At 71.9% G+C, this 15841-nt stretch carries 9 protein-coding genes; 4 read left to right on the forward strand and 5 right to left on the reverse strand.

Annotated elements, in window-relative coordinates:
• Positions 1-131: 131 nt before the first annotated feature.
• Positions 132-674, forward strand: coding sequence for a hypothetical protein (locus tag BCM27_RS00885; RefSeq protein WP_004021496.1), 543 nt, complete (start codon positions 132-134; stop codon positions 672-674).
• On the opposite strand, the gene BCM27_RS00890 is transcribed toward BCM27_RS00885, so the two are convergent.
• From BCM27_RS00890 to BCM27_RS00900, 3 genes are all read right to left on the reverse strand, one after another.
• Positions 655-2163: a dynamin family protein gene (locus tag BCM27_RS00890; protein WP_004021495.1), complete on the reverse strand. Its 1509-nt coding sequence runs from the start codon at positions 2161-2163 to the stop codon at positions 655-657. The genes BCM27_RS00885 and BCM27_RS00890 overlap by 20 nt on opposite strands.
• A complete protein-coding gene (locus tag BCM27_RS00895) occupies positions 2160-4154 on the reverse strand; it encodes a dynamin family protein (protein ID WP_004021494.1) in 1995 nt (664 codons plus the stop codon). Before BCM27_RS00895 ends, BCM27_RS00890 begins: the two co-directional genes overlap by 4 nt.
• A 129-nt stretch (positions 4155-4283) precedes the next feature.
• On the reverse strand, positions 4284-7688 hold the full coding sequence (locus tag BCM27_RS00900) for an IniB N-terminal domain-containing protein (RefSeq protein WP_004021493.1): 3405 nt from the start codon (positions 7686-7688) through the stop codon (positions 4284-4286).
• 345 nt (positions 7689-8033) lie between these two features.
• Between BCM27_RS00900 and BCM27_RS26175 the strand changes: the two genes are divergently transcribed.
• The 3 genes from BCM27_RS26175 (at position 8034) to BCM27_RS00915 (ending at position 13321) form a co-directional block, all read left to right on the forward strand.
• A complete protein-coding gene (locus BCM27_RS26175; protein WP_004021492.1) occupies positions 8034-9785 on the forward strand; it encodes an Hsp70 family protein in 1752 nt (583 codons plus the stop codon).
• Positions 9786-9819: 34 nt separating this feature from the next.
• Positions 9820-12321: a helix-turn-helix transcriptional regulator gene (locus BCM27_RS00910; RefSeq protein ID WP_033206554.1), complete on the forward strand. Its 2502-nt coding sequence runs from the start codon at positions 9820-9822 to the stop codon at positions 12319-12321.
• Between the two features lie 199 nt (positions 12322-12520).
• Entirely contained in the window at positions 12521-13321 is an 801-nt protein-coding gene (locus tag BCM27_RS00915) for an enoyl-CoA hydratase/isomerase family protein (protein WP_004021490.1), read from the forward strand.
• 135 nt (positions 13322-13456) lie between these two features.
• Here BCM27_RS00915 and BCM27_RS00920 read toward each other — a convergent pair whose 3' ends face one another.
• Positions 13457-14140, reverse strand: coding sequence for a GOLPH3/VPS74 family protein (locus BCM27_RS00920; RefSeq protein ID WP_004021489.1), 684 nt, complete (start codon positions 14138-14140; stop codon positions 13457-13459).
• Positions 14141-14210: 70 nt separating this feature from the next.
• Positions 14211-15773 (reverse strand): alpha/beta hydrolase, encoded by a 1563-nt coding sequence (locus BCM27_RS00925; RefSeq protein WP_004021488.1) that lies wholly within the window; start codon positions 15771-15773, stop codon positions 14211-14213.
• Positions 15774-15841: the final 68 nt, after the last annotated feature.

Genomic DNA, 15841 nt, shown 5'->3' on the forward strand with positions numbered 1-15841 from the left:
TGGTGGTTTCCGCTGACCGGGTGATGGTGGGGGTGAACGCTGCATCCACCGATCGGGGGACATGCGGACCCGGACACGAGGATGCGCCGAGTTCGACGGGTGGGAGTCGTCGGGGCAACTACCATCGAGGGATGTCGAACGCCGACGGCTCCCCACCGCCCCGCCCACGCGTCGCCGTCACGCCGATGCGTCCGCAACGGCCGGCCGGACGTGCCGCGGCCGTCCGGTACGTGATCGTCGGCTGGCTGGTGTCGGTCGCCCTCGTCATCGTGACCGTGGGACTGACACTCCTGTCCCTCAACGACATTCGGTCCACCCTTGCCGCCGATCTCGTGCGGGCCCACCCGGAGAGCGGAACCGACGCCGCACGTGCCGTGGACATCTCACTGATGGTCGGCGCGGTCATCGCCGTGGTCGTGGTGGTCCTGGGTCTGTGGGGATCAGCCCGACTCTGGGACAGCCGACGGTCCGGTCGCACCATCCTGACGATCGGTGCCGCGGCGGCTGTCGCCGGCGCCGTGGCGTTCCATCTCACCGTCAGTCCGTCCGCGACCGCCCTGGCCGATATCGGCATGCCGGTTGTCGCACAGTGGCTTCCGGCGACCGCCGCCCTCGTCGCGGTCATCGCCACCGGGATCGCCTACACCCGGTCGGTCACGGCCTCCCTGCGCTGAAGCCCTCGACGTCGCCGGTCCGGACCACCGCGTCGAGTTGCGCGACGATGCCCTCGGCGCTGCGAACCGCGACCTGACATGCCGACGCCGACGCCGGACCGAGGAGCGGATGGCCGGCACGCGCCCGCCAGACACGCGCGGCCTCGATGGCCGCGTCGCGCAACGCATACAGGTCCGCGGTCGGTGGCAGCCCGAGGCGGACCGCGGGATCGATGCCCGATCCGCCGATGAGTCGGGTGATCTCGGCCGCCTGATCCGGGGGAAGATCGACGCCGCCGGCCCGGATGGTGCCGAGCAGACGCAGTTCACGGAAGCCGTGCACGTCCGCGAGCTCCCGACGGACCGAGGCCCGGACGTCGCGCGCTCCCGCCGACGGTGAGGCGGCGAGAAGGTGATCCATCGTCACCAGTGCGGAATGGGATTTGAGCTGGTCGGCGCGCTGGCCGAACTGGGTGTCGATGATGGCACTCAATTCCGAGAGCCCGCTGCGCTCGACGAGTTCGGCGGCCAGCGCCGACGACGAGGTGGCGCCGAACCGGATGAGCGTGACCGCCATGCGGATGCCGAAGGCGCCGAGGCGTTCGGCCAGCGAACGGCGCAGATCGGCCGGGATGGCAGGCAGGATGTCGGGGCGCGAGAACCGGTCCATGGTGAGCAGTGCCGCCTCGAGATCGGGACCCGGGGTCGCGGCCAGCTCTGCCAGCGCGCGGAACTCGACCTCCCGCATCGTCCGGGCGGCGAGCGCCAGGAGTCCCGCGACCGGCACGACCGCCTGGCAGAGCCCGGTGCGTTCGAGTTCGCCGGCGAACCGCCCGGCGATCTGATGTGCCGAGATCATCGCGTCCATCCGGCCGGCGCCGAGCTCGTCGGCGCGGGAGACCACACCGATCACGCCCAGGGGACCCGACGATCCGCCGATGGCCGAACCGATGCGGCGCAGCATCGTCGTGTCGGTGGCGGTCAGGGAACGCAGCAGGTAGACGACGGCGTCGACGCCGGACAGGCCGTCGTCGGGGGTGAGGAGCGCGAGTGTGGACGCGGACAGCTCCGTCGAGAGCGAGGCCGTGCCCGGGGTGTCGACGATGGTCGTCGACTGCAGCGCCCGCGCAGGCCATTCGACGTCCAGGCGGTCGACGCGGTCGGCGGTCAGGCGCCCGAAGTCGAAGCCCAACCGGCCGTCGATGCGGGTGACCGGGATGCCGACCGCGCGGCCGTCGTCGACGTGCGCGGTGACCGACGGGGACCGTCCGTTGCGGTACCAGGTGACCACGCGTGTGCACTCGGTGGCGTCGGTAGGGGCGATGTCTTGCCCGACAAGGGCATTGAGCAGCGTCGACTTGCCTGCCTTGAGCGAACCGGCCAGCGCGATCCGCACCGGCTGATACAACCGGTGGGCGCACACGTCGAGCTCGGCCTGTGCATGCGGGTCGTCGGCGAGCGCGGCGCGGGTGGCCTCGAGAAGCCCTCGGACACGGGCGATGTCGGTCATCGGTGGGGAAGCTCCGCGGCGGTGTCGTCGGGATCGAGATGGTCGGCCGCTCTGCGCAGGGCGGCGACCGCATGGAGCCGCGATTCGAGTTCGGCAACCCGTCCGGATCGTTCCGAGTCCGCGAGGGTCGCGGCGGACTGTGCAGCACTGAGGGATTCCGAGATCGAGCGCGCGGTCTGTTCGGCGACCGAGGTGAAATGGTCACGGAGGACTCGCTGGATCACCCGTAGCCGGTCGCGGGACTCCTTGCCGACCTGGAAGCTGACGTCGTCGGTGAAGGCGCGTACGGCGACCTTCGCCTTCGCGCGACGCTCGAGGACCTTGGCCTCCTTGTCATCCCGATAGGCCTTGGTACCCAGCAACAGTCCGGCGCCGACGGACACCGGGTTGATGAGAGCCATGCCGACCATCGTCGAGATGAGGCCGAACATCAGCACGCCGCCGTAGGAGCCGCGCATCCCGATCAGCAGTTTCTGGGCGACACCGACTCGGCCGCTGTCGAGTTCGGCGAGTTCGGCAACCGAGTCGAGAACGCCGGTGAGATCCGCGACGTCGATGTCGGGGAGCGAGTTCTGGCCGGCGGCCGCGAAGTGGTCGGCGACCCGTTCGGCGAGCCACACCGAACGCTCGTGCGCCCAGACGAAGTTGTCGCCGATCACCGCCGCGGTCTGGTCGGCCAACCACTCGCTCAACTGCTCCCAGTCGACCCCCGGGTCGCCCTCGTCGATCGCCCGCTCGGCCTCCCGGGTCACCGCACGCAGACGGTCCCGCAGGTCGTGGTCGATGTCGGCGGCGAGATCGGCGATCCCATCGGCCAGCGTCTGCTGCCATTGCGCGGACTGTCGGCGCATGGCCTCGGCGTCGGACTTGGCTTCCCGGAGTGCCCCGACGGCGCGGCCGGCGGTCTCGGGGTCACGCAGGGCGGCGAGTTCGCTGCCCAGGGTGAGCGCGAGATGCTCACTGACGACTCGTAGATCGGTGGCGACGGTGGCTCGCGTCGCCTGTCGCGCGGTGGCCACCACGCGCTCGCGCAGATAGCGGTACAGATCGAGGAACCCGGCCTCCGCGTTCAGTTTCTCGTCACCGAGACGCAGTGCGTGGGAACGGAGTACCGACGACACCGGCAGCAGCGGGATGTCGAGGCCCGCGGTCTGCAGATGCGACCGGTCGGCGTCGACGATGGCCCGCCAGTGCGGATACAGGTCGGTCTTCGTGACCAGGCACGCCAGCGTCGGGCACAGACCGGCCACCTGCTGGAGGAACGCCATCTCCGGTGCGGTGAACTCCTGGCTGGCATCGGATATGACGAGCACTGCGTCGGCCGCTGCGACCATACCCAATGTTGCTGCGGCATAGGGATGTCCGTGACCGCCGACGCCGGGGGTGTCGACGAGGACGAGGCCGTCGGCGAGCAACGGGCCGGGTGCCTCGATCTCGAGACGCAGTACTTCGCGGCCACCGGCGAGCGGGGAGTCGGGGGTGATGCCGGCGATCGCCTCGATCGGCACCGGGATGCGGCTGTCGGTGGCCGGGCCGTCGACGATCAGATGGGCCGACGGTTGCGCGGCGTGCGAGATGACGGTCGGCACCGCGGTCGTCTCGTCGTCGCCGACCGAGCACACGTCGAGGTTGAGCAGCGCGTTGACGAAAGAGCTCTTGCCCTGCTTCAGCTGACCCACCACGACGATCCGCAGCCGGGGGTCGGTGATCCGGGTGCGTGCGCCGTCGAGTCGGCTGACGAGATCGTTGCGACCGGCCTCCCGGGCCACGTCCGACATCGTCGACAGCAATTCGCCGATGGTGCTGGGCGACTGGGTCGTTGCGGTGGGGGCTGATCGCGCCGGCGTGACCGCGGACGGTGGTGTCGGGGTCGGTGGTGTCGGCGTCCGCGGTGTCGGGGTCGGCGGTGCCGGGACCGGGTCGGGTTCGGGTGCGTCCCGGTCGGCGGCGTGCCGGCCGACCCGAGGTGGTTCGGCGGGTGGAGTGGTCATGGTGTCCTCACGGTAGCGGTGAGTCGGCGTGTCCGGTCGGCATCGGACGAGGACCGCCCCGGGACCTGCCCACGTCCAGGGTTGCTGGATCGGTGAGCGGTCCCGGGGCGGGTTGCCGACCTGGATGGGTCAGTCGGCCTCGGGTCCGGCGTCCGGGGTGTCGACGCCGATCCCGGTGTCTGTGTCGCCACCGAGGCCACCGGTCAGGCCCCCGGTCAATCCGCCGGTGAGGCCCCCGGTCAATCCGCCGGTGAGGCCGGCGGTCGTGTCGGCCACGCCGCCGACGGTCGTGTCGAGTGCGCCGCCGAGTCCGGCACCGGTGTCGGCCGCGCCACCCAGGTCCAGACCGCTGTCGGCCTCGCCACCTGCTCCGACGCCGCCACCGGCGACCGCGCCACCGGTCAGTCCGCCGGTCACGCCACCGACGACGTCCGTCGTCGTGTCGAGGGTTCCGCCGACAGTCGTGTCGAGGGTTCCGCCGACCCCGGTTTCGAGCGAGCCCGCGGTCGCGCCGGCCACGTCTGCCGCACCGCCGGCGGCGCCGGAGATCGCGGTGGTCAGGTCGGCAGTGACATCCGCGGGCAGCTCGGTGTCGAGCGCGCCACCCAGGCCCAGGTCCCCGCCCAGACCCAGGTCTCCACCCAGGCCGCCGCCGAGGCCGGTGCCGGTGTCGAGACCCAGCGCACCGTCGAGCACCGGACCGGCGGTGGCCCCCAGTGCGGCGTCGCCGATTGAATCGAGCCCGCTCGCTCCGCTCCCGGCGCCCATGAGATCGAGCCCGCTCGCTCCGCTCCCGGCGCCCAGCCCGGCGAGTCCGGTCTCCAGGGTGCCGCCGAGGCCGCCCTGCAGGGTGCTGTCCACTCCGGCCACCAGGTCCGTGCCGGTCTCGGCCACGGTGCCCAGGCCGGCCAGTGTGCCGGCGCCCAGGTTGCCGGTGAGGCCGTCGACGACCGTGCCGCCGAGCCCCTCGGTGACCAGGATCGGTCCGCCGACGGTGATGGTGCCCTCGGGGGAGAGAATGAGGCTCGGGTTGATGATCGCCTCGAGTTCGCCGGTCAGCGCCCCGCCGAGACCACCTGTCGCCTCCAGGGTGGAGTCGAGGGTGGCAACGAGGCCGTCGGTGGCCGACAGGTCCACGTCGAGCGCGGTGCTGAGTACGGTGCTGAGGGCCGCGGGGAGTTCGGCTCCGCCTGCCAGCTGGCCGGCCAGCGAACCGCCGAGCTCTCCACTCAGCGCGGTCCCGAGGACAGCGCCGAGGGACGCGCCCAGGTCGGCGCCGACATCGCCGCCGGCAGCCAGCACGGTCTCGAGGGTTCCGCCGAGGTCGGCCGCGGTCTCGGTCACCAGGCCGAGTCCTGCGCCGGCGTCGAGTGCGGCGTCCAGCGCGCCGCCGAGCTGGGCGATCAGTGCGCCGTCGACGCCGAGTGCGCCGCCGAGGTCCGCAGCGAGCAGTTCGCCGAGGTTCAGTCCGGCACCGGCCGCGGCGTCGAGGATGCCCTCGATGCCGGTGGTCGCGCCCAGCACGCCGCCCAGGGTGGCGCCGAGTCCGGCTGCGAGGTCACCGCCTCCGCCGACGATCGCACCCAGTTGCGCGGCGAGATCGGTGGCCAGGCCGCCCTCGAGCAGACCCGTGAGGTCGGCACCGAGGACGCCGCCCAGTTCGAGTGCGCCACCCAGCGCGGCTCCCAGATCGGCGCCCGCGGCGGCACCCAGGACGCCGGTGAGCACGGTGCTCAGTGCGGTGTCGAGGCCGGCGCCGGCCGACAGCAGTCCGTTGAGCGCGGCGCCGAGTTCGGTGCCGAGCCCGCCCACGACCCCGAGCCCGCCGCCGAGGGCGCCTTCGACGGCGCCACCGAGACCGGCGCCGAGTCCGGCACCGAGGCCCAGACCCGCGTCGAGTGCCCCGCCGACCCCGGCTTCGAGTGCGCCACCGAGACCGAGTCCGGCGTCGAGTGCGCCACCGAGTCCGGCGGTGAGGTCGGCCGCGAGACCACCTTCGAGTGCCGCGGCGAGCGTGCCGCCCAAGGCCGCGCCGAGACCGGCTGCGGCCTCACCGCCGACCTCGAGGCCGGCGGACAGGGCTCCGGCCAGAGTGGTACCGAGATCGCCACCTGCCTCGAGCAGGGCCTCGACGTCGACGATCCCGCCGGCTTCGAGGACGGATTCGAGTGCCGCGGCGAGTCCGGCCTGAGCGCCGCCGCCGACACCGAGTGCGGCGGTCAGGGCGCCGCCGAGGACGGCGTTCGCACCGGCTGCGCCGGTCAGGACGAGGCCACCGGTCGCGGCTGCCGTCGAGGTCAGGGCCACGCCCAGTGCGGTGCCGAGCGACGCGGCGGCCGTACCGCCCGCGGCCAGGGTGGAGCTGAGGGCGCCGCTGAGGGTGGCGCCCAGTTCGCCGGACAGATCGGCGATGGCCTGCGCGTCGAGCAGACCCGACAGCGTCGCGGAGAGGTCGCCGGCGACGTCGAGAGTGGAGGTGAGTGCGGCGGTCAGATCGCCGGACAGTTCGGCGCCCAGGCCGAGGGCGCCGGTGAGGACCGCCGAGATGGCACCGCCCGCACCGAGACCGGCGTCGAGTGCGGCCGCGAGGTCGGCGCCGAGCGCGCCGCCCGCACCGATCGTCGCACCGAGGAGACCACCCAGGGTCGCACCGAAGGAACCGGCGAGCTCGCCGCCCGCACCGAGTGCGGCGGACAGCTGCGCGGCGAGACCGCCACCGAGGCCGAGTCCGAGGTCGGCGCCGGCGGCGAGGAGTGCATCGAGCGAAGCCCCGAGTTGAGCGACCAGCGCGCCTTCGGCACCGATCGCGCCGGCCAGCGACCCGGCGATGACCGGCCCGATGCCTGCGGCGATCTCGATCCCACCGTCGACGACGGTGTCGAGCGCTGCACCCAGTGCCGCACCGAACTGCGCTGCGACCGCGCCGCCGGCACCCACACCGGCGGACAGCGCCGCGCCGAGTGCAACGGCCAGCTGTCCGGCCAGGTCGAGGTCACCGAAGGCGATGCCGCCGAGATCGAGATCGGCCAGCGACAGACCGGAGAGGTCGATGTCACCCAGCCCGATGCCGCCGAGGAGACCACCGAAGTCGATGTCGCCCAGATCGATTCCACCCAGATCGATTCCACCGAGGTCGAGTCCGCCCACGCCGAAGCCGCCCAGATCGATTCCACCGATTCCGCCGAAGTTCACGTCGCCCAGGGCGACGTTCCCGCCGCCGAGGTTGATGTCGCCGAGGTTCAGACCGCCCAGGCCGACGCCACCGCCGCCGACCACACCCCCGCCGACTGCGCCGCCCACGGCCCCACCGACGGCGCCACCGCCGGCGCCGATGATCGCGCCGAGTCCGCCGCCGGCCCCGGCGGCCAGGCCGGCATCCGCCACCAGCGGTGCTGCCGCGGAGACATCGGCCGGGGTGACGCCGGTGAGACCGGCGCGGTCGATCGCGGCCTGGGGGTTGCCGCAGTAGGCGTTGAAGGATTCCTCGTCGCGAAGCAGACCGAGGATGAAGTCGAGTACCGCGTTGCTCGGCATGGCGTCGTTCCTTGCGTCGGGGAGATCGGAGTTCGATCCCGTGTCGAGTTCGACCGTATGGACTCCGGCGCCGGACGACATCGGGGTAAATCCCCAGTCCTGTCGAGGAGGGGGGTGGGCCGGCGCCCCCGGGGATTCGGCCGGGGGCCGGCTCGTCGCATCCCACGTATAGGGGTGTCGGGACTTTCCCCCTAATCTCCGCCGAAGGGCTAACACCTGGGCATCAGTGCGCGACACACTGGGTGACGTGCACCGCCGGGGCCGGGGCACGTGACATCGACGGTGTGCTCGAGATGAGGGACCGTCACCGACCACCGTCTGCAGGTGCGAACAGGAGTGACCGTCATGGCCATCGGGATCGGTGTGAAGATCGGGACCGCGAACAGCGTCGCGGTAGCTGCCTCGGAACATTCCTGGGAGGGTGCGGTCTCGGTCGAGACCTCCGCTCTGGTGGATGCCGACGACTTCGTCGCCCGGGTCGGCGACCCGGTACCGATGCTCGACGACCACGGGCACACGATCGCGGCCGCCGAGATCTACGCGGACGCGGTCACAGCGCTGCTCGCCCGGCTCAACCTCGGGACGGACTCGTCACGGTTCGACGACGCGCACCTGAGTGTCGTGTTTCCCGACAACTGGACCGATCAGGCCGTCGACGAGGCCAGGACAGCGCTCGCGGCCCACCCCGACGCGGTGCCGGCGGAGTCGACGACCTGGGTTCCCGAATCGCGCGCCACCTTGGCCGCGGCCGAGCATGCCGAGGGCGCCTTCGGCGACGGCACCGTCGTCGTCTGTGATCTCGGCGCGACCGGCGTCACCGTCTCCGTCCTGACCACCGGCTCCGACGCGGCTCCGGTGGGCCGCCCGGTGCGGCTGGAGACGGTGAGCGGCAACGAGTTCGACCGCCTGGTGCTGGCGCACACGCTCCGGGTCACCGGTGCCGACGCCGAGGTCGACTCGGGCCTTGCCGACCCGCAGCGCAGCGGCGCGATCCTCGACGACGTGAACCGGCTGCGTGGCGACTGTCGACGGGCCAAGGAGTGTCTGTCGGTCGACACCGACACCGTCGTCGACGTGCGGGTCGGAGACGTCCGCACCGAGGCGCGGCTGGTCCGGGACGACATCGAGGATCTGCTCCGCGCCCCGATTCTGGAATCGGTTGCGCTGGTTCGTGAAGCGCTCACGGCCTCGGCGGTCGGCCTCGACTCCTCCGAGGCGGCCGCGACAGGGTTGAATCCGGCCGGTGCGACCGCGGTGCTCCTCGGTGGTGGCGGTGCCGCGATCCCGCTCGTCACCGAGATGCTGTCCTCGACCCTGCGCCTGCCGGTCGTCGGCGACCCGGACCCGGCGTCCGCCTCGGCGGCCGGTGGCGCACTGATGGCCGGCGCCGCACTCGCCGCGCACCGGTCGGCGATCGCGCCCGCCGCCTCCACCACTGCCGTCGTCTCGGCCTTGCCCGACGAGCGCCCGCTCCGCGAGATCGTCCCGGCGCCGAGCACTCCGGTGACCGAACCCGCTCCGCGGCTGTCGCGGCGCAAGCGCGGCACGCTGATCACGCTCGGCGCCGCCGCCCTGGCGCTCGTGACGGCAACCGGACTCTCCGTCGGCACCGGACTCGTCGGCTCGGTCGGGGAGTCCACGCCCCCACCCGCGGGAGCGGCCACGACGACGGCGACCTCGTCCCAGAATCCCGCGGGCGGTCCGGGTACCACGGTGGCGGGTGCGCGTCCGGGAACCTCGGCCGCGCCGGTGACCGGTGCGGGCACCCGGGCTCCCGGCACCGGAACCGGCACACCCGGACGCGCCGCGACCAACACACCGACGGGTGGAGCGCCCGCCCCCGGAACCACCCCTGGCCGGACGGCACCCGCACCCGCGCCGGCACCGGCTCCGGCGGCGCCGTCGGTCCCGTCGGCACCCGGCACCCCGTCGGTGCCCAGCCAGCCAGAACCGGAAGTCCCCGATCCGGGCACCGGTGGCGGCTCCGGCGGTGGCGGAGTCACCCCGGGCGGGGTCCTGGAAGCGCCCGGTCGGGTCCTCGACGGCACCGGCCAGATCGTCTGCGGCGTCACCGGCGTCATCGGCGTCGACTGCTGAGCCCGGTGACTCCCGGCCACCCCTGGTCTGTGCGATGACGCCGACGACACCGGTCTCGATGATCGGCGACCTGTCACCCGCTGCGTCGCGTATCTCGTCGTGGATCTCGGGCGTCGTCGACCGCGCGCACGGCGGCCATCCGCTGTGCGCCGTGGTCGTCGGAACCCCCGGAAGTGGACGGTCGACGCTGCTGGGCGGCGTCCGGGAACAACTGCGACAGCGGGGTGTCCCGGTGAGTGTCGGGCTGCCCACGGGCAGCGAGACCGGCCCGGTGTTCGTCCTCGCCGACGACATGCACTTGTGGCCCGGGCCCGTGATCGAGACCGCCCTGGGGATGCTCGACGCCGGGACGATCGGGTTGATCGCCACGACCGAACCGAGGGAACTGGACCCGAGCGTCCGCGTGCTCCGGGACCGCTCCCGGCCATACGGTGCCGTCCTCGAACTCGAGGCTCTGGGCACCGCAGACGTCCTGACCCGCGCGACGCGCACGGGTCTGACGCTCGACCCGACCACGGCATCGCAGATCCGCCGACGCTGTGGTGGTGCCCCGGTGCTCGTCGACAGCGCACTCGAGGCGATCCGGAATGCCGGACTCGGCGTCGGGAACACCGCCGACGAACCGTCCGCCGACGTGATCGCGATCGTCGAACGGGTGGCCCGCGACTGGCATCACCGATTGTTGCGCGGGCTCGATCCGCTGACGCTCGCCGTGCTCGCCCTCGCCTCGGTCCGGGCGCCCCTCGACCCCGACAGCCTGGCCGACGCGGCCGGAGTCGACCGGGCTGCCGCGGCCGGGGCTCTCGACCGGGCACGGGGCTGCGGCCTGTTGCGCGGCTCGGACGTCTTCGTGTCGGCCGCCGCCGGGCCGTTGCGAGATGTGCTGGGGGATCGACGGATCGGCGAGCTCCGCCACAGATCCGTCGTCGCCGCACTGCGCGCGGCCGAACTCACCCCGGACACCGCGCTGCTGGCCGCCGAGGCCGGTGTCGACGACCCACGCATCGTCGACGCGTTGCTGGCCGGCGCCACCGACGCCACCGGGGCGCGGGCGGCGGTGCTCCTCCGGGCCGCCGACCGGGTGGCGCCGGGACGCGATGACGTCCGGTTGCTGATGGCGCAACGAGCACTGGCGTCCGGTGACCTCGATGGCGCGGGCGACGCGGCCGATCAGCGGTTGGAGACGGCCGGTCCGGCCGACCCCGGGGTCGCGGAGTGGGTGGAGCTCGCCGCCACCGTCGCCGCGCATCGCGGACTGGCGTCGCATGCCGCCGACCTCCACCGGTGGGTCGGCTCGAGTTCGTCCGGGGTGCAATCGCTCCCGGCCGCGGTGGCCCTGCTCGCCGTCGGTGATCGCGCGGCGGTCACCGCCATCGCCGCGGCGGATCGAGGCCGCGCGCCGGTCGCAAGCAGGGCCGCACGGTCGCTGGTGACCCGTGGGCTGCTGGCCACCCTCGGCGATGCGGACGACGCGCCCACCGGCGACGACGCGGTCGACGCCGTGATCCGGGGGCTCTCGGCCGGGGGTGCGGGGTCCCGGGGTCCGTATGCGGGCCGGATTCTGCAGGCGGCCACCGCGGTGGCGCTGAATCACGGTGACATCGTCGGGGCACAGACGATCAGGTCGGTGGCCCCCGAGTCCGGGCGCGCTCTGATCGACGCCGAGATCGCCTTGGCCGTCGGCGATCTCGAGATGACGGCGCGCCTGATCCCGTCGGATGATCCGGTTCCTGTGCCCGAACGTCTTCGATGGCAGGCGATTCGACTCGGACTCGCCCGACGCCGAGGCGACGCTGCTGCACTGACCGCGGCGTGGCAGCACGGGGTGTCGCTGCTCGCCGGCACCGAGGTGGACCTCTTTCTGCTGCGGGCGTTCGGCGAGTTCTGGATCGCCGCAGCGAGTGTGGGCCAGTTGTCGGCGGTCGATCGACACGTGGACACCGCCGACCGGTTGCTCGCCCGTCTGGAGGATCCCCCGGCATGGACACAGTTCTGGGACTTCGCCGGCGTGCAGGCAGCGGCCACCGCGCATGACGACACCGCCATGGCGCACCGGTTGGCTCGTCTCGACCTCGCAGCGGCGGAGAACCGGACGGCCCGCTCGCTCGCCGTCGCCGCCCGCGTCTGGGTGTCGCTGACACCCGATGACTCCGAGGCTGTCGCCGCCACCGCGGTTGAGGTCGCGGCGGCGGTCGACGCGTTGCGGAGTGTCGGATTGCACTGGGAGGCAGATCGGTTGGCAGGGATGGCCGCGCTGCGCGCCGATGATCCATCGGCCGCGGCCGGCCTCCTGGACACCGCCCGCTCGGCCGATGAGGAACGGCGTCGCACCCCGCCGATCGGTGGACCGCTCACCGAACGCGAGGCAGAGGTCGCCCACGAACTACTCCAGGGCTTCACCTACCGGGAGATCGGTGAGCGACTGTACATCTCGGCGAAGACCGTCGAACACCACGTCGCCCGGATCCGACGCAGGCTCGACGCCGGATCCCGCTCGGACCTGATGGCTGCCCTTCGTGCGGCCGGGTATCGGTGACGACTCTGCCCTCGCGCTGAGAACCGCCCCTGGGGAGGCCGCCGGGGACGATATCTAGGTCGTCGGTCGACTTCCTTGGGGTGGTTTCCGGGTCGTTTTCGACGACGGCCCGCGCGGAGATGCCACGGATCGGAACCCGGCGGTGGTACCAACAGGTCATGGAACACATGCAGTGCCGCGGTGATCGGGGCCCGTTCTGATGCCGGCGGTCCTCGTCGAGCGCGACGGTGAGATCACGACGCTCACTCTCAATCGCCCGGATGCGCTGAATGCCTTGAACGCCGATCTGGTCGGGGAACTGACAACCGCCCTCGACGCCGTCGACCAGGACCCCGGATGCCGGATCGTGATCCTGACCGGGGCGGGCCGCGCCTTCTGCGCAGGTCTCGACCTGAACGGTTACGGAGACGATGATTCCGCCGCCGACCGGCGCGGGGTGATCCCGATGCTCGAGCGCCAGCAGGACATCGCCGGTCTCGCACGCCGGCTACACGGTCTGCGCCAACCGGTCATCGCGGCGGTCAACGGGCCCGCCGCCGGTGGTGGTCTCGCGTTGGTGTGCGCGAGCGACATCCGCATCGGGTCCACGTCGAGCGTCTACGCGGTCGGGTTCATCCGGGCGGGCTTCTCCGCCTGCGACATCGGTGTGTCGTGGTTGCTTCCGCGCCTCGTCGGGACGGGCCGGGCCCATGAACTGATGCTGACGGGCCGGAAGTTCACGGCCGTCGAGGCCGAGCGGTACGGACTACTCGTCGATCTGGCCGAACCGGAGGAACTGCTCGAGCGGGCGCACTCGACGGCTCACGCGATCCTGGCCAATCCGCCGCTGTCGGTGGAGCTCACCAAGGTCGGGATGTGGGCCGCGGTGGAGTCCGATTCTTTCAGTGCCACCGTGGAGTTCGAGAACCGCCAGCAGATGATCACGGCGATGACCGAAGATCGGGGCGAGGCGACCGCCGCATTCCTGGAGAAACGAGCACCGAAGTACCGACGACGATGACTTCTCGTACGTCGGGGTATCGGTGAACACGGCGCCGCCCACACGCCGAAAACCGCCCCAGAGCGGGCCGACGCCGGCTCTACGTCGTCTGTCCGATTCTCCGGGGTCGTTTTCCGAGCCTGCGACATCGCCCCGTCAGTTGGTGCCGACAACGGTCACCGTGACCGCGACGGATGATGCGGCGATGGCCGCTGCCGTCCGCACGACCGCTGTGTTCACCGCCTCGGCGCCCCAGTTCCCCTTCTCGAGTTCCTTGCCTCGGCGATACACGTCGCCGGACCAGCGGATCGTCGGGTGTAGGTGTGACAGCACGCCGCTGGCCGACAGCAGGGCGGCCACCGCAGCAGTACGCGCGTCGGGGTCGACGCAGTCGACGAGTACCGCACGGACACGGTCCTGGAGTGCCTTCTCGTAACCGGTGTCGACCGGCAGTAGGCGGGTTGTCGGGAACAGTCCCAACATCTTTCGCCGCTCCTGCCGGATGAGGCCGCGTTCCTCAAGCCGGTCGAGGACCGTGCCGCGGAGATCTGCGCCGATCATGGGGAGCAGCGCCTGCACGCCACGCGGCCGCTCAGCGATCGTCCCGTACGCGCCGGCCAGCAGCGGGTCGGACGGCTCGGCTCCTGGCACGGCCGTGATCCGGGCACCGGTGAGTCCGCCGCCGGCGTCGTCGATCTCCACGGCCCCGCGGAGTCCGAGTTCGACGAGGACGGCTCCGCCCAGCGTGTAGAACAGGGTGCCCTCGCCGGCGATCGCGCCGGACTCGTCGTCGAGCAGCATCAGCAGCAGGTCTTCGACGATCAGCGGTGTGGTGTCCATCGGGTGCTCCATGATCTGTGATGAGTGTGCGACCGGTACCGGCCCGATCCTTCCCGGTCGGGGCGACCCGTCACAAGGTGCATCGCGCGCCGGGTGCGGGTGGCGTCAGATCGAGCAGGTAGGCGTCCACCGCGGTGTTGACGCAGTCGTTCGTACCGGCAGCCGCCACCGTGTGCTGCGTGCCCTCGACGGTGAGCAACGAACCCCCGAGCGCATCTGCCACCGCGACGCCGCCCTCGTACGGGGTGCTCGGGTCACCGGTGATCGAGATCGTCAGCGTCTCCGGGAGGCCGGTCACGTCGCTGGCATACGGCACGCCGAGAGTCGGCTCGCCCGGCCAGGATTCACAACCGTCACGTGCGCCGTCGTATCCGGTACCCGGGTCCATGAACGGTGCGGCCTCCCAGATCCGCTCGCGTAGTGCGCGGGCGTCCTCGGGGGACAGGCGATCCTCGTCGGCGCAGTTGATCGCGTGGTTGGCTTCGGTGAAATTGCTCCAACGTCCGTTCTCGTCGCGACCGCCGAAGGAGTCGCTGAGCAGCTGCAGGACGTCGCCGCGACCGTTGGCGAGCTCGGTGAGGCCGGTCCGGATCGCGGGCCACGCCGCCGGGTCGTAGAGGCCGGCGCCCACTCCGCCGACCGCGGCGTTGAAGTCCAGCGTCCGGCGCTCCTCGCTGGGAACGGGCTGTTCGACCAGCGGGCGGACCAGGCCGGAGAACACCTCCGTCGCCCGGCTCGGGTCCGTGCCCAGCGGACAGTCGGCGCGCGTCGCGCAGTCCGCAGCCATGGCGTCGAAGGCCCGTTGCATACTCGCGAAGGTGTGGGTTCGCGTGTCCGCATAGGTCGTGCTCGGGTCGATGCCGCCGTCGAGGAGCATCGCCCGCACCTTGTCGGGGAACATCTCGGCATACACGGCGCCGAGGCGGGTCCCATAACTCTGACCGAAGTAGGTCAGGCGGTCGTCGCCGACCACCTCGCGCAGTACGTCCATGTCCCTGGCGACATCCCTGGTTCCGAGCCGGGACAGCACGTCGTCACCGCCGGACCCCTCTGCGCAGCGCTCGACCGAGGCGCGGGTGTCCGCCGCGGTCCAGCGCCCCTCGGCAGCCGGCACCGCACCGGGAAGCTCACCGGCATCGAGCTGCTCGTCGGTGAGACAGTCGACGGCCGGGACGGACGCCCCGGTCCCGCGCGGATCGAATCCGACCAGGTCGAACTGTTCTGTCGCCGGACGATCGGCCCAGGTGGTCGCCAGCGTGGCGGCCATCGACGTACTGCCGCCACCGGGTCCCCCGGTGTTGAGGACGAGCGAGCCCTCGGACTCGCCGCGCGCCGGGATCCGCATCACGGCGATCTGTGCGGAGCGTCCGTCGGGATTCTCGTAGTCCAGTGGCACCTCCATCCGCGCGCACTGCGCCGCGGGTGCGGTGGCGAAGAGCTCGGCTTCGGTCTGGGTCGACGGGTAGTCGTCGCACGGCCCGAAGGCGAGCTCTTGCTGGTAGAACCGGCCCAGATCGCCCTCGCCGAAGGTGGGCGCGGAGCACGCGCCGACCGCGAAGGACAGCGCGAGGGCGGCGCCGAGAACTCGCCGACGGGGCGGTCGCGAGCGGAGTTTCGAGGTGTCGTTTCGCATGTGTTCCACCCTCACCGTCGAACGGCGTCGACGACAGTGCGCCCGATCAGCAAAAGCCCATGCGGATC

The organism is Gordonia terrae, from assembly GCF_001698225.1.
GTDB classification, from domain to species: Bacteria; Actinomycetota; Actinomycetes; order Mycobacteriales; family Mycobacteriaceae; genus Gordonia; species Gordonia terrae.

Bases quoted from the DNA above. Each gene is read 5' to 3' on its own strand.
- BCM27_RS00920 (WP_004021489.1), bottom strand. From the start codon at position 14,140: ATGGACACCACACCGCTGATCGTCGAAGACCTGCTGCTGATGCTGCTC.
- BCM27_RS00925 (WP_004021488.1), bottom strand. From the start codon at position 15,773: ATGCGAAACGACACCTCGAAACTCCGCTCGCGACCGCCCCGTCGGCGA.
- BCM27_RS00910 (WP_033206554.1), top strand. From the start codon at position 9,820: ATGACGCCGACGACACCGGTCTCGATGATCGGCGACCTGTCACCCGCT.
- BCM27_RS00895 (WP_004021494.1), bottom strand. From the start codon at position 4,154: ATGACCACTCCACCCGCCGAACCACCTCGGGTCGGCCGGCACGCCGCC.
- BCM27_RS00885 (WP_004021496.1), top strand. From the start codon at position 132: ATGTCGAACGCCGACGGCTCCCCACCGCCCCGCCCACGCGTCGCCGTC.
- BCM27_RS00900 (WP_004021493.1), bottom strand. From the start codon at position 7,688: ATGCCGAGCAACGCGGTACTCGACTTCATCCTCGGTCTGCTTCGCGAC.
- BCM27_RS00915 (WP_004021490.1), top strand. From the start codon at position 12,521: ATGCCGGCGGTCCTCGTCGAGCGCGACGGTGAGATCACGACGCTCACT.
- BCM27_RS00890 (WP_004021495.1), bottom strand. From the start codon at position 2,163: ATGACCGACATCGCCCGTGTCCGAGGGCTTCTCGAGGCCACCCGCGCC.
- BCM27_RS26175 (WP_004021492.1), top strand. From the start codon at position 8,034: ATGGCCATCGGGATCGGTGTGAAGATCGGGACCGCGAACAGCGTCGCG.